At 69.5% G+C, this 23925-nt stretch carries 21 protein-coding genes; 12 read left to right on the top strand and 9 right to left on the bottom strand.

The annotated features are described in order from the left end of the window. Nucleotide 1: 1 nt before the first annotated feature. The 9 genes from AC07NS_RS14570 to AC07NS_RS14530 form a co-directional block, all read right to left on the bottom strand. A complete protein-coding gene (locus AC07NS_RS14570) occupies nt 2-1714 on the bottom strand; it encodes a fatty acyl-AMP ligase (protein ID WP_494604335.1) in 1713 nt (570 codons plus the stop codon). Next, entirely contained in the window at nt 1711-3108 is a 1398-nt protein-coding gene (locus AC07NS_RS14565) for a lipopolysaccharide biosynthesis protein (protein WP_494604333.1), read from the bottom strand. The genes AC07NS_RS14570 and AC07NS_RS14565 overlap by 4 nt, the downstream gene beginning before the upstream one ends. Then, complete coding sequence (locus tag AC07NS_RS14560; RefSeq protein ID WP_494604331.1) at nt 3105-4259, bottom strand: CDP-glycerol glycerophosphotransferase family protein; 1155 nt, start codon at nt 4257-4259, stop codon at nt 3105-3107. The genes AC07NS_RS14565 and AC07NS_RS14560 overlap by 4 nt, the downstream gene beginning before the upstream one ends. Before the next feature lie 12 nt (nt 4260-4271). Further along, nucleotides 4272-4880 (bottom strand): LPS export ABC transporter periplasmic protein LptC, encoded by a 609-nt coding sequence (lptC, locus tag AC07NS_RS14555; RefSeq protein ID WP_494604329.1) that lies wholly within the window; start codon nt 4878-4880, stop codon nt 4272-4274. 94 nt (nt 4881-4974) lie between these two features. Next, a complete protein-coding gene (locus AC07NS_RS14550; protein WP_494604327.1) occupies nt 4975-5514 on the bottom strand; it encodes a hypothetical protein in 540 nt (179 codons plus the stop codon). A gap of 67 nt (nt 5515-5581) precedes the next feature. Next, nucleotides 5582-5776 (bottom strand): hypothetical protein, encoded by a 195-nt coding sequence (locus tag AC07NS_RS14545; RefSeq protein WP_494604325.1) that lies wholly within the window; start codon nt 5774-5776, stop codon nt 5582-5584. A 44-nt stretch (nt 5777-5820) separates the two neighbouring features. After that, nucleotides 5821-6969, bottom strand: coding sequence for a DSD1 family PLP-dependent enzyme (locus AC07NS_RS14540; RefSeq protein WP_494604323.1), 1149 nt, complete (start codon nt 6967-6969; stop codon nt 5821-5823). 4 nt (nt 6970-6973) lie between these two features. After that, entirely contained in the window at nt 6974-8248 is a 1275-nt protein-coding gene (locus tag AC07NS_RS14535; protein WP_494604321.1) for a D-arabinono-1,4-lactone oxidase, read from the bottom strand. Between the two features lie 205 nt (nt 8249-8453). Then, a complete protein-coding gene (locus AC07NS_RS14530) occupies nt 8454-9119 on the bottom strand; it encodes a TetR/AcrR family transcriptional regulator (RefSeq protein ID WP_494604319.1) in 666 nt (221 codons plus the stop codon). A gap of 148 nt (nt 9120-9267) precedes the next feature. Here AC07NS_RS14530 and AC07NS_RS14525 point away from each other — a divergent pair, with 148 nt between their 5' ends. The 12 genes from AC07NS_RS14525 to AC07NS_RS14470 all read left to right on the top strand — a co-directional run bounded on the left by AC07NS_RS14525 (nt 9268) and on the right by AC07NS_RS14470 (nt 23852). Next, nucleotides 9268-10350: a serine hydrolase domain-containing protein gene (locus AC07NS_RS14525; RefSeq protein WP_494604317.1), complete on the top strand. Its 1083-nt coding sequence runs from the start codon at nt 9268-9270 to the stop codon at nt 10348-10350. Nucleotides 10351-10475: 125 nt separating this feature from the next. Further along, a complete protein-coding gene (locus AC07NS_RS14520; RefSeq protein WP_494604315.1) occupies nt 10476-11876 on the top strand; it encodes a M20/M25/M40 family metallo-hydrolase in 1401 nt (466 codons plus the stop codon). Between the two features lie 588 nt (nt 11877-12464). Next, on the top strand, nt 12465-13373 hold the full coding sequence (gene ftsQ / locus AC07NS_RS14515) for a cell division protein FtsQ (RefSeq protein ID WP_494604313.1): 909 nt from the start codon (nt 12465-12467) through the stop codon (nt 13371-13373). A 33-nt stretch (nt 13374-13406) separates the two neighbouring features. Next, nucleotides 13407-14732: a cell division protein FtsA gene (gene ftsA, locus AC07NS_RS14510; protein WP_110118110.1), complete on the top strand. Its 1326-nt coding sequence runs from the start codon at nt 13407-13409 to the stop codon at nt 14730-14732. A gap of 432 nt (nt 14733-15164) precedes the next feature. Further along, nucleotides 15165-16709 carry a cell division protein FtsZ gene (ftsZ, locus tag AC07NS_RS14505; protein WP_494604311.1) on the top strand — a complete coding sequence of 515 codons (1545 nt, stop codon included), beginning with the start codon at nt 15165-15167 and terminating at the stop codon, nt 16707-16709. A 249-nt stretch (nt 16710-16958) separates the two neighbouring features. Beyond that, nucleotides 16959-17429, top strand: a complete 471-nt coding sequence (locus AC07NS_RS14500) for an Lrp/AsnC family transcriptional regulator (protein ID WP_110118103.1) — start codon at nt 16959-16961, stop codon at nt 17427-17429. 320 nt (nt 17430-17749) lie between these two features. Beyond that, nucleotides 17750-18868, top strand: coding sequence for a histidinol-phosphate transaminase (gene hisC, locus AC07NS_RS14495; RefSeq protein ID WP_494604309.1), 1119 nt, complete (start codon nt 17750-17752; stop codon nt 18866-18868). Nucleotides 18869-18897: 29 nt separating this feature from the next. Further along, a complete protein-coding gene (gene hppD / locus AC07NS_RS14490) occupies nt 18898-19959 on the top strand; it encodes a 4-hydroxyphenylpyruvate dioxygenase (protein ID WP_494604307.1) in 1062 nt (353 codons plus the stop codon). Nucleotides 19960-20099: 140 nt separating this feature from the next. Further along, a complete protein-coding gene (gene hmgA / locus AC07NS_RS14485) occupies nt 20100-21377 on the top strand; it encodes a homogentisate 1,2-dioxygenase (protein WP_494604305.1) in 1278 nt (425 codons plus the stop codon). A 25-nt stretch (nt 21378-21402) separates the two neighbouring features. Then, nucleotides 21403-22407, top strand: coding sequence for a fumarylacetoacetate hydrolase family protein (locus tag AC07NS_RS14480; RefSeq protein ID WP_494604303.1), 1005 nt, complete (start codon nt 21403-21405; stop codon nt 22405-22407). Continuing rightward, entirely contained in the window at nt 22404-22790 is a 387-nt protein-coding gene (locus tag AC07NS_RS14475) for a Rieske (2Fe-2S) protein (RefSeq protein ID WP_494604301.1), read from the top strand. The genes AC07NS_RS14480 and AC07NS_RS14475 overlap by 4 nt, the downstream gene beginning before the upstream one ends. Nucleotides 22791-22862: 72 nt before the next feature. Further along, a complete protein-coding gene (locus AC07NS_RS14470) occupies nt 22863-23852 on the top strand; it encodes a hypothetical protein (protein WP_494604299.1) in 990 nt (329 codons plus the stop codon). The last annotated feature ends 73 nt before the right edge of the window (nt 23853-23925 follow it).

Raw genomic sequence — 23925 nt, 5'->3', positions numbered from 1 at the left:
CTCAGGCGCGCTCGTAGGCGCCGGCCAGGTAGGCGGCCTTGGCCTTGGAGCGGCTGAGCTTGCCCGACGAGGTCTGGGGCAGGGCGTGGGCGCCGACCAGCTTGACCTGGGTCTCGACGCCGTGGCGGGCGCGGAGCACGCCGGCCACGCTCTCGACCAGGGCCGCGCGGCTCTCGGCGTCGCCGCCGCGGGCCTGGACCAGGATGGTGACGATCTCTTCCTCCTCGGCGTCGCCGGGGACGGAGAAGGCGGCCACGTCGCCGCTGCGCAGGCCGGGGATCTCGCGCTCGGCGGTCCACTCCAGGTCCTGCGGCCAGATGTTGCGGCCGTTGAGGATGATCAGATCCTTGGCCCGGCCGGTGATGACGATCTCGCCCTCGACCAGGAAGCCGATGTCGCCGGTGTCGAGCCAGCCGTCGACGGCCAGTACGCGGGCGGTCTCTTCGGGCTGCTCGAAATAGCCGCCCATCAGGCTGGGGCCGCGCGCGAAGATGCGGCCAACCTGGCGCTCGGCCAGCACCGCGCCGTCGGCGTCGCGCACTTCCAGTTCGTGGTGGGGCAGGGCGGGACCGCAGCGGGCGAAGGCGCGGGCCCTGGGCGCATCGGCGCCGACGGTCACGGCCTGGTCGTCGCGCTCCAGGCGTTCGATGTCGAGGATCTCGAGCTTCAGGCCCTGGCCCAGCGGGGCCATGGAAAGCGCCAGCGTCGCCTCGGCCATGCCGTAGCTGGCGACATAGGCCTTTTCCGAGAAGCCGACGGCGGCGAAGCGCTCGGCGAAGGCCTCGACCGGAGCGGTGCGGATCATGTCGCCGCCCAGGCCGGCGCTGCGCCAGCGCGACAGGTCCAGGTGGCCGATCGAGGCGGCCTCGGCGCGGCGGGCGCACAGCTCGTAGCCGAAGGTCGGGCTGTAGGCGATCGTGCCGCCGTTGCGGCTGATCAGGTCGAGCCACAGCAGCGGCCGGCGCACGAAGGCGCCGGTGGGCAGCAGGTCGACGCTCATCTGGCTGGTCAGCGGGCTGAGCAGGAAGCCGATCAGGCCCATGTCGTGATAGAGCGGCAGCCACGAGACGGCGCGGTCTTGCGGCTTCACCTGCAGGCCGTCACGGGTGATGGCCACGGCGTTGGCCATCAGGGCCTTGTGCGTCACCAGCACGCCGGTGGGGAAGCGAGTGCTGCCCGACGAGAACTGCAGATAGCAGGCGTGCTCTGGCGTGATCTCCGGCAGGGCCGCGCCAGCGTCTTCCGGCAACTGCGCCAGCGAACCGGAAAAGGCCAGGTCGCCGGCCGCGCCGATGTCCTTCAGCCACTGGTCCATGCCGGCCGGGCCGATCAGGATCTTGGCGTGGGCCGAGGCGCACATGCGGGCGATCTGCTCGATATAGGCCTCGCGGCCGCCCAGCGGCGCGGGCAGGGGCAGTGGCGCGGGCACGAGGCCGGCGTACTGGCAGGCGAAGAAGGCGCGCACGAAGTCGCCGTCGGTCTCGGCGATCAGGGCGACGCTGTCGCCCACGGTGGCGCCCGTCGCCAGCAGGCGGCGGGCGAGCACCAGCGACTCCTCGCGCAGGCGGGCGTAGGACAGGGCCTCGACCAGTTCGCCGCGCAGCGAATACAGGTTGATCCCGGTCTCGCCGGTCGCGGCGAAATCCAGGGCGGCGGTCAGGGTCGGAAAGTCGGCGAACCGAACGGTCCGGCCGGAAGCGGTGGGCGTAGTCATTGCGGATCGCCTTTGCGCTCGTTCCGGGGTTCCGCGCAAGCCTGTTCGCGCGCGGGGGCGCTTGCGGCGAGGATTTCGGCCTCGCGCTCGGCGGCGGCTTCGTGTCGGAGCTTCGATCTGAGGGTGATGAACATGCCCAGCGCCATGCCGGCCATGGCCAGGACCAGCGCCGCGCCGGCCCCCGTCAGGCCGAAGGTCTTCAGCAGCGGAGCGAGCGCCAGGAGGTAGGCGACGCTGACGACGATGCGCACCCGCAGCGCCGCGCCGGCCGCGCGCATCGACACCAGCATGGGCTCGATCGGCAGGGCCATGACGCCGATGGCGGCGGCGGCGACCTGCCAGGTCATGATGCCCGCGGCGGGGGCGAACTCCGCGCCCATGACGATGGTCAGCAGCCACTGGCCGGCGACCAGGCAGACCAGCAGCAGCAGCCCCGCGACCCCGCCGCCGATCAGGCCGATCTGGCGGGCCAGGCGCAGCATGGCGGCGTCGTTCTTCTGGGCGCGCAACTTGGCGAATTCGGGATGCAGGGCCGGCAGCATCAGGCGGGCGGGCTTGGCCATGCCGTCGGCCACCTGCCGCCCCACGCGCCACAGCGCCGCCGGGCCGGGACCGACCAGGGCGCCGACCGCCAGGGTCAGCACGTGGGTGAAGCCGACGTCGATGGTGCTGCTGAAATTGGTCGCCCAGGCGAAGCGCCAGACGCCTGGCAGGCCTTGGCCCAGCGGTCCCCGAAGCGAGAAGTCCTGCAGCAGGCCGCGCCCGTGCAGGCTCCACACCGCGACGGCGGCGACGTAGGTGAAGGAGGCGACCGTACCCGCCGCCCAGGCCAGCAGGAAACCCTCGACGGGCGCATGCAGGGCGGCGGCGATCGCGCAGCCGATCAGGCGCACGGTCGATGAGATCGCCTGCTCGCCGGCCAGCACCTTGAAGCGGTCGAACAGGCGCAGCAGGCCCACGGCCGTGGCCGAGGTCATGGCGGCGATCGACAGGCAGTAGAGCGCCGCGGCCGGGGCCAGGGTTTCCGACCAGCCCAGCCAGCGGCTGAACAGCAGGGCGCCGCCGACGCCCAGGGTCACGCCGATGAGCGCGCCGACCAGGTCGAGCACCAGGGCGAAACGCAGCACCTGCTGGAAGGTGGTCTTGTCGCCGTCGAGCAGGGGTTTCGCGCCATACTGCACGACGGTCTGCCAGGACTGGAACTTGGCCATGTCGCCCAGGGTCTGGGCGAAGGCGTTGATCAGGGTCAGGGCGCCGAACAGGGCCAGGCCCAGGCTGCGTCCGGCCAGGGCCATGTAGGCCAGGCCGACCACGGCGTTGACCCCCCGGCCGCCCAGCAGGGCGCCGGCGTTGGCCAGCACGCGGGCCAGGGGATTGGCCTTTTGCGGGCTCATCGGTCGAGAGCGGCCAGGCGGTCGACGATGGCGCGGGCGGCGCGCAGCGACGAGGCCTCGTCGGTCAGGTCGAAGGTTTCGGCGACGCCGGTCTTCTGGGCCTCCAGATAGTCGCCATGGCCGGCGAAGGCGGCGGCCGTCGCGTCGCAGATGCCGTCGGCGGTCTCCAGCACCGGGCCGTAGCGCCAGTGGTGGAAGCTCTCGTCGCCCTTCCAGTCGGCGTGGGCGGGGTTGAGGAACAGGCACGGCTTGGGCGTGCGCAGGAACTCGTAGACCTGGCTGGAGGCGTCGCCGAGATAGAGGTCGGCGCTGCGCGTATAGGTCATGTCGAACGCCGCGGGGCCGCCGAGATCGATATGGATGCGCGGATGGCCCTCGAAGCGGGCGACGGCGCGGTGGTCGGCCTCCGAGGCGGTCTCGAACAGGCGCACATGCGGGGCGAAGACCAGGTTGAAGCGCTCGTCGGCGGCGAACTGCTCCAGGATCGACAGGCCGAAGGCCGGCCACGAGCCCAGGCTCTCGTGGAAGTGCGGGTTGTAGACCACGGTCGGCAGCGGCTTTTCGAAGGCCGGGACGGCGCTGGGCGGCAGGGCGTCCACCAGGTCGAACTTCGGATAGCCGACCATGGCGCAGGCTTCCGGCCTGACCCAGCCCTCGTCGACCATCCGGTCACGCTGCTTGGGGCCGGCGGCCATGACCAGGTCGAAGGCCCGAAGGCGCGGCTCGAACGGCCCGCCGCGATCGCCCGCGCCGTGCTGGGTGTAGACCAGCGCCGTGCGGCGAGCGCCCAGCTTGCGCAGCAGGGCGGTGGTGCGCTCGGGCGTGACCACGGCGTCGTAGCCCGACAGGCGCGCGGCGTTCAGCGCCAGCATCAGGGCCTTGGGCGGCGGCGCGTTCTTCGACAGCCTGCGCAGCCAGGCCGGCGGCAGTAGGCGCAGGGTGACCGGCGCCCCGCCCAGGCCGTCGAGCATGCCCTGGATGTAGTCGAGGTGGCCGGCCGAGGTGGCGGCGATCTCGACCTGGATCTCCGGCCAACCGCGCGCCAGGGCCACGGCCGTCGACAGGCTGTGCCAGACCTGATGCGGCTGGGCGATGTAGAGGAAGCAGATGCGGGTCGCGCGGGCGCGGTCCAGGAGTCCGAGGCCGGTCATGTCGCGTTCGGCCTACTGGGTCTGGACGCGGGTGCGGACGCGGCCCTTGAAGACCACGCGGTCGCCCTTGTCGCTGACGCTGTAGCTGTCGGCGCGGACATTGCCCTGCGGACCCTGGCCGGTGATCTGGGCGCCGCCCACGGCCTCGCCGGTCTTGGTGTCGATCCGGGCTTCCTGCGAGGCGAACTGGTAGCCCTGGCCGTTGTCGATCTTCACGTCCTTGGTCAGCACCAGCAGGTTCTGGGCTTCCTGGTAGACGCCGTCCTTCGAGGTCACCCGGGTGGCGTCGGGCTGGCCGTAGCCGCGCACCAGGGTGGGATCGACCAGCTTGACCTTGTTGGGATCGACCGCGTCGCGCTCGGCGCGGCGGGCGGTGATCAGGAAGGCGCGGCCGTCGCGCATGGCGCCGGTGAAGCGCGGATTGTCCATGGCCAGCGGCGCGGCGGTGGCGGCCTTGGTGGCGTTGCGGGCGTCGATCATCCGATACGCCGTCTGGCCGACCACGGCGACGCTGACCCCGGCGGCGAAGACCAGCAGGCCCGCCCGCGTCCAGCGCGCGGAAGGCCGACGCCGGTTGCGGCGGGGCTTCTTGGCGGCGGTCGAGAGAGCGGCGGTGGTCATGCGGCGGACGATCCAGAACGGACGCCATGGATAGTCTTCAACGCGCCGCAGGCCAAAGGGGTTTTTCTGGACCGGTCGATCGTCACGCTGACATTCACTTCAGCCGGAAGACGGTCACCTCGTCCTGCCGCATCGAGGCCAGGGTCTCGTTCAGGGGCGCGCCCGCCGGGGCCTCGCGGCGCCGGGCGTCGAAGGTTTCGTCTTCGATCCCGCCCGAATAGAGCCTGACCACCAGCCCGGCATGGGGGAGCTTCAACATTTCGCCCAGATCGCGCAGCACGGCCGCCCACAGGTCGATGCTGTCGGGGGCGCGATCGTCCGGCCGCGCCTCGGCCTTGCGTCGGCCCTCCATGGCCCGCGCGATCTTCGCGGCCGACCAGCCCTTGCGCTTCAGGCGCTCGGCTTCCTTGGCGAAGCCCTCTTCGGCGGCGTCTGGATCGTCCGGACCGGAGGCCAGGACGGTTCCGCAATCACATTCGCTGCGCGTGGTAAGGAACTGGCGGTCGGCGTCGCCCAGCACCTTGCGGATCGACGCATTGTCGACCGGCGTGGCCCCGCGGCCATGCCGCTTCATCACCGCCTGCAAGGCGGCGACGTCATCGGTGGGCGCGACCAGGGTGATGAAATGGCACATGCACGCCTGCCTACACTGCTCCGACAAACTCCACCATGGATCGATCGGCGCTTTCGCCTGGCCGGAGTTACCGCCGATGAAGATGATGCTTCGCCGCCCAGACGATCGCCGCCGACGACAGCAGCATGCCGGTCAGCAACGCCCCGACGGCCAGGATGCCCGCCGGGGTGACACGCACCTCGGCCCGATAGCGCAGCGGTCCGGCCTCGAACTCGGCGACGGCGGTCTGCTCCTGGCGATCGAGGATCGGGGCGTCGTACATGGGCTCAACCTCCGGCGTCGCCGGAGGTTAGCCTCGCCCGAGGATCAACGCGAGCGCCCGCGCGCCGTGACCGGCCAGATCGCCACCAGGGTCTCGCCCTCGACCACGTGATAGGCGTCGTAGAGGTTCACGGTCGGGTCGCAGTGCGGGACGGCCAGGGTGACCCGGGCGCCCAGGGGCGGGGGCGAACCCGACATCGGCACGAGAGCCCCGTGCTCGTCGCCCATGAAGAAGTAGCGCGAGCCCTCCGGCGCGCCGGCCACGACCAGGGGCGGATCGGCGTCGGTGGACATCGACTTGAAGCCCGCATCGACGGTGACCATGCCTGGGCTGTTGGCGCTGACCACGCGGGCGTCGATGACCAGCGAGCGCTGGTAGGGGCTGGCCTGCGCACCCTCTCCGGCCAGGTCGCAGGCCAGGTATTGGTCGTCCATGAAGACGTAGGAGCCGACCTGCAGTTCGGTGAAGATCGAAAGCTCGGCGTCGATGCGGTGGGAGCCGGTGCCTGAGCCGCTGACAATCGGCGGCGCGCCGCCAGCGGCGGTGAGGGCGGCGATGACCTCGCGGATATAGGCCCCGCGATCCTCCAGGGCGGTCTTGCGCAGGTCGAAGGCCTCGATGTGCTGCTGCACGCCGCAATAGCACTGGAGGCCGGCGTAGGTGAGGGCGGGCTGGGCCTGGATGGCCTCGAACAGGGCGACGGCGGCTTCGGGAGAGGCCACGCCCGTGCGGTGGATGCCGGGGTCGAGGTCGATGACCACCTCAAGCGGCTTGCCGGCTAGGGCGGCCGCCGCGCCCAGGGCGGCGACATTGTCGGGATGGTCGGCGACCACCTTCAGGCCGGTGGCCGCAAGGTTGAGGGCGGCAAGGCGGGCGATCGCCGGGGCCGAGACGACCGGCGAGGTGATCAGCAGGCCCTCGGTCACGCCCTGGGCCGCCAGGGCCTCGGCCTCGCCGATCTTGGCGCAGCACAGGCCCACGGCGCCGGCCGCGATCTGCAGCCGGGCGATGTCGGCGCTCTTGTGGGTCTTGGCGTGGGGGCGAAGCTTCAGGCCCTTGGACGCGGCGAAGGCGGCCATGGTCGCGATGTTGGCCGTGAGCGCGGTGCGATCGACGACCAGGACGGGCGTGTTCAACTGCTCGCGCGAGCCTTGTTGGCCGACGAGGTCGGCGTGAAGGGCGATGTCCGTCATGGGGTCAGATCCCGAACAGCTGCGTCATGTGGGCGTTGGCGAACTTGGCGGCCGGGTCCCAGGCCTGGCGCACGCGCAGGAAGTCGGCCGCGCGGGGATAGAGCCGGTGGACGTCGGCGGGGGTCAAGCTGTGGCGCTTGGCCCAATGCGGCCGGCCGCCGCCGCTGGCCAGCACCGGCTCGACCTCGGCGAAGGCCGGCTTCCAGTCCATGCGGGCGTACTGGTGGAACGAGATCGAGGCGCCGGGGCCGATGTTGAAGGGGCTCAGCCAGATGTCATCGCCGGCCACGAGGCGGAACTCGAACGGGAAGGTGATCGGCAGGCGGCGCTTGCGGATGTGGGCGATCGCCGCCTTCAGGGTGGGCAGGCCGGTCTCGCGCGGCATCTCGTATTCCATCTCCTCGAAGCGCACGTTCCGCTCGGAGGGGAAGATCTCGTAGGCCGGGGCCGCGCGGCGGCTGGGCGCGCCGGCCAGCTTCATCAAGAGCCGCTGCATCGGCCCGGTCAGCACGGGGGCGGCGGCGCACAGGTCGCAGACCGCCCTGAAGATCGCCTCGTCGCCTTCGCCGCCCTTGCCGGGCTTTTCGTCGGCGGCCTCGGCCGGGACCGGGTGCAGGGTCTTGAAGATCACCTGGTCGCTGTAGGGGAAGACCCAGAACTCCATGTGCCGGGTGGCGGCGGCCAGCTCGTCGAAGCGCTCGATCACCTCGGCGAGCGGCAGGCGGCTGATCCGCTCTTCTAGATGGTAGGCCGGGACGACGTTGATGCGGATGGCGACGGCCACGCCCAGCAGGCCCAGCGACAGGCGCTGGGCCTGATAGAGCTCGGGCTCAATATCGGGTCCGCATTCCACCAGGCGTCCGTCGGCGGTCAGCAGGCGAAAGCCGCAGGCCTGGGTCGCCAGACTGCCCAGTTCCGCGCCGGTGCCGTGGGTGCCGGTCGAGACGGCGCCGGCCAGGGACTGGGGATTGATGTCGCCCTGATTGATCAGCGACAGCCCTTCGGCCCACAGGGCGGCGGTCAGGCGCTTGAGGCTCCAGCCGGCGGGCGCCCAGACGGTCTTGCGATCCGGCGCGATCTCGACCTCGCCCTCCAGGTCGGTCAGGTTCAGCAGCAGGTCGTCGGTCTGGCACAGCGGCATGAACGAGTGGCCGGCCCCGGTGACGCGGACCTTGCCGGCCTGGATCACCAGCGTGGAGAGCTCCTCGATCGTCCGCGGCCGGGCAATCGCGCTGGGCGTCGCGGTGACGCTGCCCGACCAGTTCTTCCAACCCTCCATCGGCGTTCCCCCGCTGCGATGGACTGACGATAGTAAAAACTATCGTTATTGCAAGTCGGTGTTATCGAACCTCCCCCTCTGGGGGAGGCGATCGCGTAGCGATCGGTGGGGGGAGTGGTTGCGAAAGCGGCCAACGCCTCGGAAGCTGAAAACGGCCCCCCACCGGCCTTCGGCCGCCTCCCCCCAAAGGGGGAGGTCCCTTCCGTTACAGCGCCTGATCGAACGTCTCGAAATACCGGTCGAACAGCCGGCCGATCTCCTGCGACAGCGCGGCGGCGTCCTGCTCGGGCTCCTCGACGGCCATTTCGGTGGCGGCGTAGGTCAGTTCGACCATCATCCGGGTGGCCACGCCGATGCGGGCGGCGGGAACCGACGGGAAGCGGGCGGCCAGGACCTCGGCGAACTGGCCGGCGACCATGTCGCGCGAGGCGAAACGCAGTTGCTGCAGCATCGGCACGGCGCGCAGGGCCCGGCCGATGGCCGCCCCGCCGGGGAAGGCGCGGGTCATGTCGATGACGCCGGTCAGCAGGTCGGCCACTTTTCCCACGCGCTCAGCCGGAGTGTCGCCCTCCAGGCCGCCGGCCGCCATCCATTCGAACACCGCCTCGTCCTGCAGGCGCATCAGCCGGTCGCCGAGCTCCTTCAGGATCGCGTACTTGTTGGGGAAGTAGCGATAGAGCGCCGGCGGGGTCAGGCCCGCGCGCTTGCAGATGGCGTTGGTGGTCAGTTGCTCGAAGCCGGACTCGACCAGCAGTTCGCCGGCCGTGGCCAGGACGACCTCGTAGGTGTCCTGCGCGCGGGCCTGGGTCGGCCGCAGCTTGGCGTCGAGGGGGATGTCGGCGGCGGCCGTCTCGGCCGTCGGCTTGGGCATCGAGGTCTCCTGAAGTCCCGCCCAGACCTAGAGCGCTTCTCGTCGAATGCCAATGTTCGCTCATTGCCAAAGCTTAACGGGACTTCGCCCGCGCCGTGCGCCAGGGTCGCGCCATCGTTGGGGGCGGCGATTTCGTGGGGTTAGTTGCATGATCGATCGTCGCGGTCTGTTTGCCGCCGCCGGGGCGCTGTGCGCCGCGCCCGGCTTTTCCTTCGCCTCGCCGGCCCAGTTGGGCGCGGCCAACCCGATCGTCGACGCCTTCGTCGCCGAGCAGAAGTTCCAGGGCGTGGTGATGATCGGGCGCAAGGGCAAGCCGTCCTACGTGCGCGCCTTCGGCTCGGCCGACATCGAGGCCGGCAAGCCCGCCACGCGCGACACCCTCTATTGCATCGCCTCGATCTCGAAGTGGCTGACCACCATCACCGTGCTGCGGTTGGTCGAGCAGGGCAAGCTCAGTCTGGATGCGCCGATCGCGACCTGGCTGCCCGAGCAGCGGCCCGACACCGGCAAGACCGTGACCCTGGCCCACCTGCTGTCCAACACCAGCGGCATTCCCAACACCTTCATGACCATGCTGAAGGCCGATCCCGAGATCCTCAAGCGCGAGGTCACCGCGGCGCAGGCCGTGAAGCTGTTCGGCCAGGGCGACCCGCTGTTCCCGCCGGGGACGAAGTTCGACTACCACCCGGTCAACTGGTTCATCGTCACGGCCATCGTCGAGGCGGCGACCGGCAAGCCGTTCCTGGAGGTGGTGCGCGAGCTGACGACCGGTCCGCTGAAGATGAGCCATACCCAGGGCGCGATGATCGACGCTGATCCCAGCGTGGCGAAGTCCTACTACGCCGGCCCGCCGCTGGCGCCCCGGACCAATCCGCGGCTGTCGGTGATGGCGGCTAGCGGCGGCTATTTCAGCACGGTCGACGACCTGCTGGTCGCCGCCCACATCGTCTTCGACACGCCGTTCCTCAGCGAGGCCTCGCGCAAGGCCCTGACCACGATCCGCGTGCCCGAGCAGGACTACACCCTGGGCGGCAGGACCCGCACCCTGACCATCGACGGCCAGGTGAAGCTGGCGGCCTGGGAGACTGGACGCACGGCCGGTTTCCGCTCGGTGCTGGGCCACCGGCTCGACACCGGCGATACGGTGGTGATCCTCAACAACACCGACCTGTCGCAGAAGGCGCTGGACCTCTTCGCCGACAAGCTGTTCGGGGCGGCGCCCAGAATCTGACTTGGGGCCAGGGTAGGGCGTTTTTCGCGCCTCCTGCACGCTGCTGACAAAAGTGGGCGCGGGGCGGGGTTCTCGACCGGAAGAGCAGTGCTATGAAAAGCCCGCCTTAGGGGAGAATCCTGCTCATGTTCCGCAGCCTGCTGACCGCCGTCGCCGCTTCCGCCCTGCTGGCGGGCGCTGCCCACGCTCAAGACGTCAAGACCGCTGAGGCGCTGCGCGACAAGGCCCTGGCGGACCACCTGGCCTGGGACATCACCGAGGATCTGACCACCACCATCGGCCCGCGCCTCGTCGGCTCGCCGGGCATGGAGCGCGCCAAGGACTGGAGCGTCGCCAAGTTCAAGGCGCTCGGCTTCACCAACATCAAGGTCGATACGTTCGCCAAGCCGTCCTGGACCCGCGGCGAGGAGAGCGCCGAGCTGGTCGCGCCCTATCCCCTGAAGCTGTCGATCGTCGGCCTGGGCCGCACCATCCCGACCCCGCCGCAGGGTATCGAGGCCGAGGTGGCGCTGTTCACCACCTATGCCGAGATGATCGCCGCGCCGGAAAGCGCCATCAAGGGCAAGATCGTCGTCATCACTCAGCCGATGGTCCGCGCCCAGGACGGCGCCGGCTACGGGATCGCCGGCATCTCGCGCCGCTCGGGTCCGGTCGAGGCCGCCAAGCGCGGGGCCGTGGCCCTGCTGATCCGCTCGATCTCGACCTCCAGTTCGACCGTGCCGCACACCGGCGTCACCACCAACGGCCCCGACGTGATCACCATCCCGGCCGCCGCCCTGGGCGTGCCCGAGGCCGAGCAGCTGGAGCGCCTGGCCAAGAAGGGTCCGCTGCGCATCAAGCTGAAGCTGGCCTCCAGCCTCGACGCCGGCGACGTTGCCTGGAACATCTCGGCCGACATCAAGGGTTCGGAAAAGCCCGACGAGGTGATCGTCATCGGCGGCCACCTGGACAGCTGGGACGTCGGCACCGGCGCCTTCGACGACGCGGCGGGCATCGCCATCACCACGGCCGCCGCCAAGCTGATCGGCGACCTGCCCAAGCATCCCAAGCGCACCATCCGCGTGGTGATGTGGGGGGCGGAGGAGAGCGGCGGCTCGTCGGAGGCCTTCCTGGCGGCCAACAAGGCCAATCTCGAGAAGCTCGTTCTGGCCGGCGAGAGCGACACCGGCGCCGACCGTATCTACAGCCTGCAGCTGCCCAAGGGTTCGGAAGGTCATCCGGCCATGAAGGCGGCGATCCAGGTGCTGAGCCCGCTGAAGGTCTATTTCGACAAGGCCCCGGCCGCCCATGGCGGCGCCGACATCAGCGGCGTCGAGGGCGCCGGCGTGCCGGTGATCGCCCTGAACCAGGACGCCAGCCGCTACTTCGACTACCACCACACCGCCGACGACACCCTGGACAAGGTGGACCCGATCCAGCTGGCCCAGAACGTCGCCGCCTGGACGAGCTTCATCTATCTGGTGGCCGACAGCGACATCGACTTCCGTGCGCTCAGCGCGGCGGCGCCGGCCGAGGCGGGGCACTGATCCCTCCCGTTTCCCAAACGATCGTCATCCCGGAAGCCGCGTAGCGGCTATCCGGGACCCAGGGGACTGGGCTCGGTGGATCAACTAAGCGCCCGGGCGGCCGCCGATGCGATGCGGCGGCCCCTGGGGCCCGGCTCTGCGCTGCGCTCCGGCCGGGATGACGGGCGGGGAGGTGGATCGCCCAACGCCCTCAACACGCCCCGCGCGTGCGGCGCGTCGCCGCGACCGACGGGTGAGTCAAAAGGTCGCGAAGCGCGCGGCCGTTCATACTTTATGTGCTCATCCACAGATTTGCGGCGCCGCGGCATAGCTTGCGCCAGGCCTTGCCCGAGCAAGGAAAAACCGCCGCAAACCCTGGCGCCGCAAGGGCCTGGCAGGGTTAACGACCGTGCCGAAATGGCGCACGTCTTGGTTGCCGGACCGTAATACGGCGGCCCCTTCGTTATGACGACATTAACGACCTTCAGGCCTTTCTACGCCTCCATAGGCGCTTCGTCCGAACCTGCTCTCCGTCTCCCCAACGACGGTCGGGTCCGGCGCGGCGCCGAAGGGTTCCTTTTCTCTAGTGTCTGATGGTGGAGGACGCTTATGCCCGCGGCAGTGCGGGGGGGACCGCGCAAGCCAGCGCGCCCCCGGGCCGAAGCGCCCGCAAGTCCGAACAAGGCTCGCCCGGCTCAGCAACAGCAGCCGGCGGGGAAGCTGCACGCCGCGCGCGGCGGCGTAGGCGTCTCGCCGAGCCTGGCCCTGAGCGTCGCCGGCGGCGCTCTTGCCCTGGCGCTTGTCGTCACCCTGGCCACCGGCCACCGCGCCCAGCGCCTGGGCGAGGCGATGGTGGGCGGCGTCGACAGCGAGTTCGCCAATCTCGGCTTCAAGCTGAAGACCGTCCACGTCACCGGCGCCTCGGCCACCGCCCAGGCCGACATTCTCAAGGCCACGGGCCTCTACCAGGACCAGCCGACGCTGGGCATGGACCTCGTCGACCTCAAGGCCCGCGTCGAGGGCGTGGGCTGGGTGAAGTCGGCCAAGGTGGTTCGCCTGCTGCCCGACACCGTGATGATCGCCGTCGAGGAGCGCCCGGCCCTGGCCGTGTGGCAGCACTCCGGCCGCCTGAAGGTGATCGACGCCGAGGGCCGCATCATCCGCGAGGCCGACGCCGCGCGCTTCCCGCACCTGCCGCTGGTGGTGGGGCAGGGCGCCGACCAGGCCGCGGGAAACATCCTGCCGGCGGTCAACGCCCGGCCGCGTCTGCGTGACCGTCTCGAAGCCCTGGTGCGCGTCGACGACCGCCGCTGGGACCTGCGGCTGAAAGATGGATCCCTGATCCAGCTGCCGGCCATTGACGAAGAATCCGCGTTGATTCAATTGGATCAACTGGACCAGCGGCAACGCATCCTCGATCTCGGCTTCGCGCGCATCGACCTGCGCGATCCCGAGATGGTGGCGATCCGGCCCCGTGACTCCGTGCTGCCCGGGCAGCCGGTGGCCAACGGGGCTTAAGAACAAAAGTGATGGACTGAGGTGACCCTGACCATGTCGCGACTTGAGGACCGGAGACAGGCCCGTGACGGCCTGAAGGCGACGCTCGTGCGTCAGCCCGCGGTCGCGGCCGTGGACCTGGGCGCGTCGAAGGTCACGTGCTTCATCATGAAGGGCGACGGCATTCATCGCGACAACCGCACCCTGACGACCGCCGGTGTCGGCTACGTGCAGTCGCGCGGCGTGCGCGGCGGGGCGATCGTCAATCTGGACGAGGCCGCCCAGGCCATCGCTCAGGCCGTGGAGCGCGCCGAGACCGTGGCCGGCGTCAACGTCCAGGGCGTCAGCGTCTGCACCGCCGGCGGCCAGCTGGCCAGCCATCGCGTCCACACCCAGGTGTCGCTGGGCGCCCGTCCCATCGCGGATGGGGATCTGTCGCGCGCCATTTCCTCGGCCCTGGCCCAGGTTCGCCTGCCGGGCCGCAAACCCGTGCACCTGCTGCCGATCGCCTGGTCGGTCGACGGCCAGAAGGGCATCCGCGACCCGCGCGCCATGTTCGGCCGCGCGCTCGGCCTCGAGCTGCTGGTCGTCTCGGTCAACGAGAACATCTTCCACACCCTGGCCCACTGCGTCGAGCGCGCCCACCTGTCGTTCGAGGGCGTGGTCGCCGCGCCCTTCGCCTCGGCCCTGGCGGCCCTGGAAGAGGACGAGATGGACCTGGGCGCCGTCTGCATCGACATGGGCGGCGGCTCGACCTCGGTGGCGGTGTTCAACAACGGCGCCCTGTGCCACGTCGACAGCCTGGCCGTCGGCGGCGGGCATGTGACCCAGGACATCGCCCGCGGCCTGCAGACCTCGGTCGCCGGCGCCGAACGCATCAAGACCCTGCACGGCAGCGCCATCGCCTCGGCCAACGAGGACCGCGAGATGATCGAGGCCCCGCCGCGCGGCGACGATCCGGGCGCCGGCCCGGTGATCGCGCCCCGCAGCCTGCTGAAGGGCATCATCCAGCCGCGCGTCGAAGAGACGCTGGAACTGCTGCGCGAGCGCCTGAAGGCCTCGGGCGCGCCGGTGGAACCGGGCGCGGGCATCGTCCTGACCGGCGGCGCCAGCCAGCTGGCCGGCGTGCGCGAAGTGGCCGTGCGGGTGTTCGACCGTCCGGTGCGCCTGGGGCGTCCGCGCCGGGTGCCGCACCTGGCCGACGCCGCCTCGGGTCCGGCCTTCTGCGCCGCCGCCGGCGTTCTGCACCGCGCCGCCTTCGGCCCGCGCGAGGTGGTCTCGCCCAAGGCCCTGACCGGCGGCCAGGTGCGCAAGCGCCCGATGGACCCCAACGCCTCGCCGGTGGCCAAGGCCGCCGCCTGGCTGCGCGACAACCTTTAAAGCTTTCGTCCCGATCCGGGATTTCGACGCGCCTCGCCCGGAAGGGCGGGGCGTTTTCGCGTGCGCTATCGGCTCGCGCGAACAAATCACCCCTCGGGTGAATTAACCCTGTCGTTTAACTTTCTAAGTGCCTGAAAGGCCGAACAGTGTAGTTTCGCGCCCCCGAATCCAACGGGTTTGGCCGGAAAAAACGGCTCGCGGCGTTCCGTCGCACAGGGGTTTCGGCCCAGCTTGGAAACCAAGGAGTTCCAAGCAATTCCTTTGGATAACTCGCTTTTTTCCCTGTAAGCGGGATCGACCTGCAGCCGACTCAGATTATGGCTTTAACCGCCAGTTAACGATGGTGGTTGTTCTGTTAACCCGATCGTCGAGGCGTTACCGACTTGCGGTCGGTTCATTTGACGAATTCGGCGTAAGGACGCGAGGGTCCCCATGGCTATTTCACTTTCGGCGCCGCGCACCACTGAGCTGAAGCCGCGCATCGTGGTCTTCGGCGTCGGCGGCGCGGGCGGCAACGCCGTAAACAACATGATCGAGGCAGGCCTCGAAGGTGTTGAGTTCGTCGTCGCCAACACGGACGCTCAGCAGCTCCAGTTCGCCAAGACCGACCGTCGCATCCAGCTCGGCGTGCAGATCACGCAGGGCCTGGGCGCCGGCGCGCACCCCGAGGTGGGCATGAGCGCCGCCGAGGAAAGCTTCCCCGAGATCGGCGAGCACCTGGAAGGTGCTCACATGGTGTTCATCACCGCCGGCATGGGCGGCGGCACCGGCACCGGCGCGGCCCCGATCATCGCCAAGTGCGCCCGCGAACGCGGCATCCTGACCGTCGGCGTGGTGACCAAGCCCTTCCACTTCGAAGGCCGCCACCGGATGCGCCTGGCCGACGCCGGCATCCAGGAGCTGCAACGCTACGTCGACACCCTGATCGTCATTCCGAACCAGAACCTGTTCCGCGTCGCCAACGAACGCACGACCTTCGCCGAAGCCTTCGGCATGGCCGACCAGGTGCTGCACTCGGGCGTCCGCTCGATCACCGACCTGATGGTGCTGCCGGGCCTGATCAACCTCGACTTCGCCGACGTCCGCACGGTCATGACCGAGATGGGCAAGGCGATGATGGGCACCGGCGAGGGCACCGGCGAAGACCGCGCCCTGATGGCCGCTCAGAACGCCATCGCCAACCCGCTGCTCGACGAAGTCTCGCTGAAGGGCGCCAAGGCCGTGCTGGTCAACGTGACCGGCGGCATGGACATGACCCTGCTCGAAGTGGACGAGGCCGCCAACGCGATCTCGGACCAGGTCGACGCGGAAGCCAACATCATCTTCGGCGCGGCCTTCGACCCGTCGCTGGACGGCGTGATCCGCGTTTCGGTGGTCGCCACCGGCATGGACGGCGCCTCGATCCAGCAGATCGAGCCCAAGCCCGTCTCGCGCAACGTCCAGGCCCCGCCGCTGCTCGCCGAGACGACCCGTCCCGCGCCGCAGCCGGCTCCGCAACCCGCCCCGCAGCCGGTCGCCCAGGCGCCGGCCCAGCCGGAAATCCGCCCGGGTTCGCGCTACGAAGCCCGTCCGATCGAGCGCCCGACCTCGGCCTATCCGGAGCCCGCCTACGAGCCGGCCCCGCAACCGGTCCAGGCCCAGGCCGACCTCTACGCCCAGCCGGAAGCCGCCTACGAGCCGGAACCGGTCTATGAGCCGGCCCCCGCGCCGCGCGTCACCCGCATCGTCGATCCGATGGTCGCCGAAGCCGACGACGAGCCGCTGTACAGCGATCACTACGAGGATCGCCGTCAGCAGAAGAGCGGCGGCTGGATGAGCCTGTTCGGCGGCGGTCGCCAGCAACGCTACGAGCCGGCCCCGCAGCCGCAGGCCCGCCAGACCAGCTCGGTGCGTCCGCAACTGCAGCCGATCGAACCCCAGGCCGACGACGGCGAGGATCTGGAGATCCCGTCGTTCCTGCGCCGCCTGGCCAACTGAACTCCGAGTTAGTACCAGTAAGCGTAACAGTAAGCGTACCGCGTAAGTCGAAGCGCCCGGGTCCTCTGGCCCGGGCGTTTTGCTGTCTGGATGCTCCCCCTGAAGGGGGAGCTGTCGCGGAGCGACTGAGGGGGGCGTGACTGCTGGATCTCAGCAACAACTTCCCCCTCCGGCCCTTCGGGCCACCTCCCCCTTCAGGGGGAGGATCTAGAGTCATATACTGCCGGCAAATCACGCGATCCGGTCACGATGAAGCTCACCCGCACCGACAAGAAGATTCTCGACGTTCTGCAGCGCGACAGCGGGGTCACGAACGTGGAGCTGGCCGAGCGGGTGGGGCTGTCGCCCAGCCCGTGCCTGCGCAGGGTCAAGCAGTTGGAGGCCGCCGGCCTGATCAGCGGCTATGTGGCGGTGCTGGATCGCCGCAAGGCCAGGCTCGACCTGCTGGCCTATGTCGAGGTCGCCGTCGACCGCCACAACGAGACCGCCGCCGAGGCCTTCAAGGAGGCCATACTGCGCGAGCCGCTGGTGGTGGGCTGCCACGCCATGACCGGCAGCTACGACTACCTGCTGCGGGTGGTGGCCCCCAATCTCGACGCCTATGCCGAGTTCACCATGAAGCGTCTGCTGAAGATGCCGGCCGTCAAGGACATCCAGTCGAGCTTTGTGCTGGAGACGATCAAGGACTCCACGGCCCTGCCGCTGGATTATCTGGAATAAAAACCTCTCCCATAGGGAGAGGGAGGGGCCCAGGCGAAGCCTGGGAGGGTGAGGGGTTAGGGACCTTTCCAGACAGGGCAGGGACGAAGGGGGATGGGACCGCAAGCAGCGTACGCCCTCACCCTCCCACCGCTTCGCGGCGGGCCCCTCCCCCTCCCACGGGAGAGGTGTTCCACGTGCGGCCTCGGAAATTCAGATAGTGATCCTGTTAGGTCATAAAGTGACCCATTTGCCAGTCTCACCGGTCATAATCGCCACAACGCGTCTCCGCGCCTGACCTATCCTGACGTCCGTATCCCCCGACTCCCGGAGCGGCCGTCATGCTGGTTCTCGATCGCAAGTCCCAGGCTCAGGCCGCCACCCCCATGCGCGCCGCTCTCGACGGCGTCGTCGCCTACAAGGCCGGCATGACCCTGGCCGAGGCCGGGCGGCGCACGGGTCTGTCGGACTTCGCCAAGCTGGCCAGCAACGAGAACCTGCTGGGCGCCAGCCCCAAGGTCGCCGACGCGGTGATGGCCGCCGTGGCCGAGCCGCAGATCTATCCCGATCCCTATTGCGAGACCCTGCGCGCCGCCATCGGCCAGCGGCTCGGCGTGTCGTCCGACCGCCTGCTGGTGTCGCCGGGCTCAGAGGCCCTGATCGACTACGTGTTCCGCGCCGTGCTGGCGCCGGGCGACGAGATCCTGCTCTCCTCGCCGACCTTCCCGGCCTACGACATCTTCGCCAAGTGCGCCGAGGCGACGATCGTCGACGTGCCGCGCCTGCCGAACTTCGACCTCGACGTCCCGGCCGTGGCCGCCGCGGCCGCCAAGGGTCCCAAGCTGCTGATCCTCTGCACGCCCAACAACCCGACCGGCAACGCCCTCTCCAAGGAAGCCGTCGAGACGGTGCTGGCCGCCACGCCGAAGACCACCCTGGTGTTCGTCGACGAGGCCTATCGCGAGTACTACGAGGCCTACGACATGCTGGCCGTGCTGGAGGCCTGGGGCGGTCCGTGGATCGCCGCGCGCACCTTCTCCAAGGCCTATGGCCTGGCCGGCATGCGGGTGGGTTACGGGATCGCTTCGTCGGAAGAACTGATCGCCTATCTCGACCGCCTGCGCCCGCCGTTCAACGTCACCGCCGTCAGCCAGGCCGCCGCCCTGGCCGCCTGGGACGACCGCGAGCACCTGGCCTCGACCGTCGCCCTGACCCTGTCCGAGCGCGCCCGCGTCGAGGCGGCGCTGGACGAGATGGGCGTCGAATACACCCGCTCGGAGGCCAATTTCGTCTTCCTGCGCACCCCGGCAGGCCCCGAAGCCACCGCCATGCGTTTGTTGCACGAAGGGCTCATCGTCCGCCCGACGCCCGTCAAGGGCGGCTGGGTGCGCATCACCATCGGCCGACCGGCCGACAACGACCGCCTGATCGCCGGCCTGCCGGCCGCGCTGGTTCCGTAAGAAACATCACGAGCCTTAGGGAGGCCCGCATGCCCGTCACGTCCGAAAACCCGCTCGGCCTCAACGGCTTCGAGTTTGTCGAATTCACCAGCCCCGATCCGGCGGCGATGAAGGCGATCATCGAGCAGCTGGGCTTCGTGCCCGCCAGCATCCATCCGACCAAGGCCGTGACCCGCTACAAGCAGGGCCGCATCAACCTGCTGGTCAACGAAGAGGCCGCCGGCCAGGTCGCCGACTTCCGCGAGGCCCACGGCCCCTCGGCCAACGGCATGGCCTTTCGCGTCGACGACGCCGAGCAGGCCTTCGCAGACGCCCTGAAGCGCGGCGCCAAGGCCGCCGACGCGTCGCGCTCGGTGCTGGGGCAGAGCGCCAAGGTGCTGGAAGGCATCGGCGGGTCCTTGCTCTATCTCGTCGAAGGCGAGGGGAGCATCTACGACGCCTGGACCCCGGTTCCCGGCGCGGCCGAGGCCGAAGCCGCCAATTCGGTGGGCCTCGATCTGCTCGACCACCTGACCCACAACGTCAAGCGCGGCCAGATGCGCACCTGGTCGACCTTCTACAACCAGGTCTTCGGCTTCGAGGAGCAGAAGTACTTCGACATCAAGGGCCAGGCCACGGGCCTGTTCAGCCAGGCGATGATCGCGCCCGACAAGGCCATCCGCATCCCGCTGAACGAAAGCCAGGACGACAAGAGCCAGATCGAGGAGTTCATCCGCCAGTACAACGGCGAGGGCATCCAGCACCTGGCCCTGACCACGGCCGACATCTACGGCACGGTCGAGAAGCTGCGGGCTCGCGGCGTCAAGCTGCAGGACACCATCGAGACCTATTACGAGCTGGTCGACAAGCGCGTGCCCGGCCACGGCGAGGACCTGGAGCGTCTGCGCAAGAACCGCATCCTGATCGACGGAAACGTCGGCGACGAGGGCCTGCTGCTGCAGATCTTCACCGAGAACCTGTTCGGGCCGATCTTCTTCGAGATCATCCAGCGCAAGGGCAACGAGGGCTTCGGCAACGGCAACTTCCAGGCCCTGTTCGAAAGCATCGAGCTCGACCAGATCCGCCGCGGCGTGATCACGGTCGACGCCTAAAAATATCTTTCGCCATCCCTGCCGAAGCGTAGCGTAGAACCGGGACCCAGGGGCGGCGCGCACCGCCTCTGGGTCCCGGATAAGCCCTGCGGGCTTTCCGGGATGACGGGAAAAGTGCTGGCAAAGGCACGGGAAAACGCATGGACCTCCGCTACCAGACCGGCTTCGGCGCTCACTTCGCCACCGAGGCCGTGGCCGGCGCCCTGCCGGTGGGGCAGAACTCGCCGCAGCATGTTCCGTTCGGCCTCTATGCCGAGCAGCTCTCCGGCACGGCCTTCACCGCGCCCCGGCATGAGAACCGCCGTAGCTGGCTCTACCGCCTGCGGCCCAGCGCCGGGCATGGACCCTACAAGCCCTACGCCCAGCCGCGCCTGACCAGCGCCTTCGACGGCCCAGTCACCCCCAACCGCCTGCGCTGGGATCCGATCGAGATCCCGGCCGAGCCGATCGACTTCGTCGACGGCCTAGTCACCCTGGCCGGCAATGGCGACGTGGCGGCGCAGGCCGGCATGGGCGTGCACCTTTATCTCGTCAACGCCTCGATGAAGGACCGGGTGTTCTACGACGCCGACGGCGAACTGCTGATCGTGCCGCAGCAGGGCGTGCTGAGGCTGGTCACCGAGATGGGCGTGCTGAAGGCCGGCCCGGGCCACATCGCGGTAATCCCGCGCGGCGTGCGCTTCCGGGTCGAGATCGAAGGTCCTGCGCGCGGCTATGTCTGCGAGAACTACGGCGCGGCGCTGCGCCTGCCGGAGCTGGGGCCGATCGGCTCCAACGGCCTGGCCAATCCGCGCGACTTCGAGACCCCCGTCGCGGCCTTCGAGGACGTCGATGCGCCGACCCAGGTGATCCAGAAGTTCCAGGGATCGCTGTGGGCGGCCGCCTGGGATCACAGCCCGCTCGACGTCGTGGCCTGGCACGGCAATCTCGCGCCCTACCGCTACGACCTGGCGCGGTTCAACACCATCAACACGGTCAGCTACGACCACCCCGACCCGTCGATCTTCACGGTGCTGACCTCGCCAAGCGACACGCCGGGGACGGCGAATGTCGACTTCGTGATCTTCCCGCCGCGCTGGATGGTGGCCGAGCACACCTTCCGCCCGCCCTGGTTCCACCGCAACGTGATGAGCGAGTTCATGGGGCTGGTGCACGGCGCCTATGACGCCAAGGAGGGCGGTTTCGCTCCCGGCGGGGCGAGCCTGCACAACTGCATGAGCGATCACGGCCCCGACGTGGCCAGCCATCGCAAGGCGACCGACGCTGAATTGGGGCCGCACAAGATCGACCACACCCTGGCCTTCATGTTCGAGAGCCGCTGGGTGATCGCCCCGACGAAGTTCGCGCTGGAGCATCGCGCGCTTCAGGCCGACTATGACGCGTGCTGGGACGGGTTCCCCAAGGCCCGCCTGCCGTAACCAGAACAATGAGAGGAAGCGCCGAATGAAGCTCGCGTCTCTGAAGGGCGGCCGCGACGGCCGGCTGGTCGTGGTGTCGAACGATGTGGCCTGGTGTACGGACGCCGGGACGATCGCGCCGACGCTGCAGGCCGCGCTCGACGACTGGGAACGCTGCGAGCCGCTGCTGCGCGGGCTGGCCGAGAGCCTGGAGCACGGCGGCGTGCCCAAGGACCGCTTCCACGAGCATGACGCGCTGAGCCCCCTGCCGCGCGCCTTCCAGTGGCTGGACGGCAGCGCCTACGTCAATCACGTGCAGCTGGTGCGCCAGGCCCGCGGGGCCGAGATGCCCGACAGCTTCTGGACCGATCCCCTGATGTACCAGGGCGCGTCGGACGGCTTCCTCGCGCCGCGCGACACCATCCCGCTGGCCGATGCGGCCTGGGGCTGTGACCTGGAGGGCGAGATCGCCGTGATCGTCGGCGACGTGCCCCTGGGCGCCAGCCGCGAGGAGGCGCTGGAGGCCATCCGCCTGGTGATGCTGTGCAACGACGTCTCCCTGCGCAACCTGATCCCGGCCGAGCTCTCCAAGGGCTTCGGGTTCGTGCAGTCCAAGCCGGCCAGCGCCTTCTCGCCGGTGGCGGTGTCGCCCGACGCCCTGCCGGGCTGGAGCGACGGCAAGCTGTCGGGCGCGCTGCTGATCGAGTTGAACGGCAAGGACTTCGGCACGGCCGACGCCGGCGTCGACATGACCTTCGACTTCGGAACCCTGGTGGCCCACGCGGCCAAGACCCGCGCCCTGAGCGCCGGCACGATCGTCGGTTCGGGCACCGTTTCCAACCGCGGCGCCGACGGCGGCCCCGGCAAGCCGATCGCCGAGGGCGGTCTTGGCTATTCGTGCCTGGTCGAGCTGCGCACTGTCGAGACCATCCTGCACGGCGCGGCCAAGACGCCGTTCCTGCTGGGCGACGACACCGTGCGCATCGAGATGAAGGACGCCAAGGGTCACACGATCTTCGGCGCCATCGAGCAGCAGGTCGAGCGGGTTTGAGCGAAGAGGTCGCGACCGTCGGCGAAACGGGCGGAAGGGTGTGGTCGACGCCGGCCGGGGTCAATCTCGGTCCGCTCGACCTGATCGCCGACGGGGCGGCCCGCAACTACGTCCTGCAGATCGGAGCCAACCGCTTTCACGGCTTCGTGGTGCGGCGGGGCGAGGCGGCGTTCGGCTATGTCGACCGTTGCCCCCACGCCGGCCTGCCGCTGGCCCAGGCGCTGGACCAGTATCTGACCCCCGACGGCGGCATGATCGCCTGCTCCTGGCACGGGGCGGTGTTCGCGATCGAGGACGGCGCCTGTCTGGGCGGCCCCTGCGTCGGCGCGCGGCTGACGCCGTGGCCGGTGCGGGTGGACGGCGGGCGCCTGCTCACCGCGTAAATTCCAGAAAGACAAGTCTGGATTGATTTGCCCGGTCGCCGGTGGTTTCGTGGCTCGCGACGGGAGGTGGGCATGGGCGGACTTTCGGGGATTGTCGACGATCTCGAAGGCGTGGCGCTCGAGGCGGTGCAGAACCAGCCGCCCGTGGTCTCGGCTCGGATCCTGGCCTTCCTGACCAAGGTCGCCCACGTCGTCGACCAGGCCTATCGTGACGTCCTGGCCCTGCTGATCGACGTGAAATACGTCGGCGTCGACGCGCTGTCGGCCGGCGAGATCCGCGACTTCCAGCGCCGGGCCGAGCAGATCCTGGAAATCAGCCACTATCGCGACGCCGAGGAGATCTGCAGCCGCCTGCGGACGCTCAAGGATGTCTACGAAAACGAATTGCAGGCCATGGTCGGCCCGGGCGACAGCGGCCAGTGGGCCGGCCTGTTCAACCTGATCAACGACCGAGAAAGCCGGATTGTCATGATGATCCGCGACGAACTCTGGCGGCTGTCGCAGACCCTGGACACGGTGAAGGGTCCGGCCGACCTGGAGGCGCTGCGCGAGATCGCCGGCGAGGCGGCCCGCCAGATCAAGCGCGACCTGTCCGACCTCACCACCTTCACCAACCGCATCCTGGGCCTCAGCGGCCGGGCGGGACTGGTGGAGATGCTGAGGGACGGGCGGCCGCAGTCGATGGTGGTCAAGGAGATTTCGGTCATGGTCGATCAGAGGCAGCAGCACACCTATTCGACGGGCGACAACTCGGTCCTGGTGGGGGCGGGGGCCACGACGGGCGACATCAGCATCCAGCAGGGCGCGCCTCTCGACTTGCCAGCCCTGGCGCGGGAGCTGGACGCGCTGCGCGCGGCGATGAAGGCCCAGGCGGCCGGAACGGCGGAGGAGGACGTGGCGATCGGCGCGGTGGCGACCGCTCAGGCCGCGGCCCAGCAGGGCGACGAGAAGGGCGCGCTGAGAGCCTTGAAGGGCGCGGGGAAGTGGGCCTTGAGCGTGGCCGAGAAGGTGGCCGTGCCGATCGCCGTGGCCGCGCTGAAGCCTTTGCTCGGCGTGCCCTGAAGGCTTTCGCCCAAAAGAAAAGCCGCCCTCCAGGAGAAGAAGGCGGCTGAGTCATTGGGAGGAAACGCCCAGA

This window comes from Caulobacter sp. GW821-FHT10A10, assembly GCF_059415745.1.
This window is presented reverse-complemented; position numbering and strand designations above follow the sequence as displayed.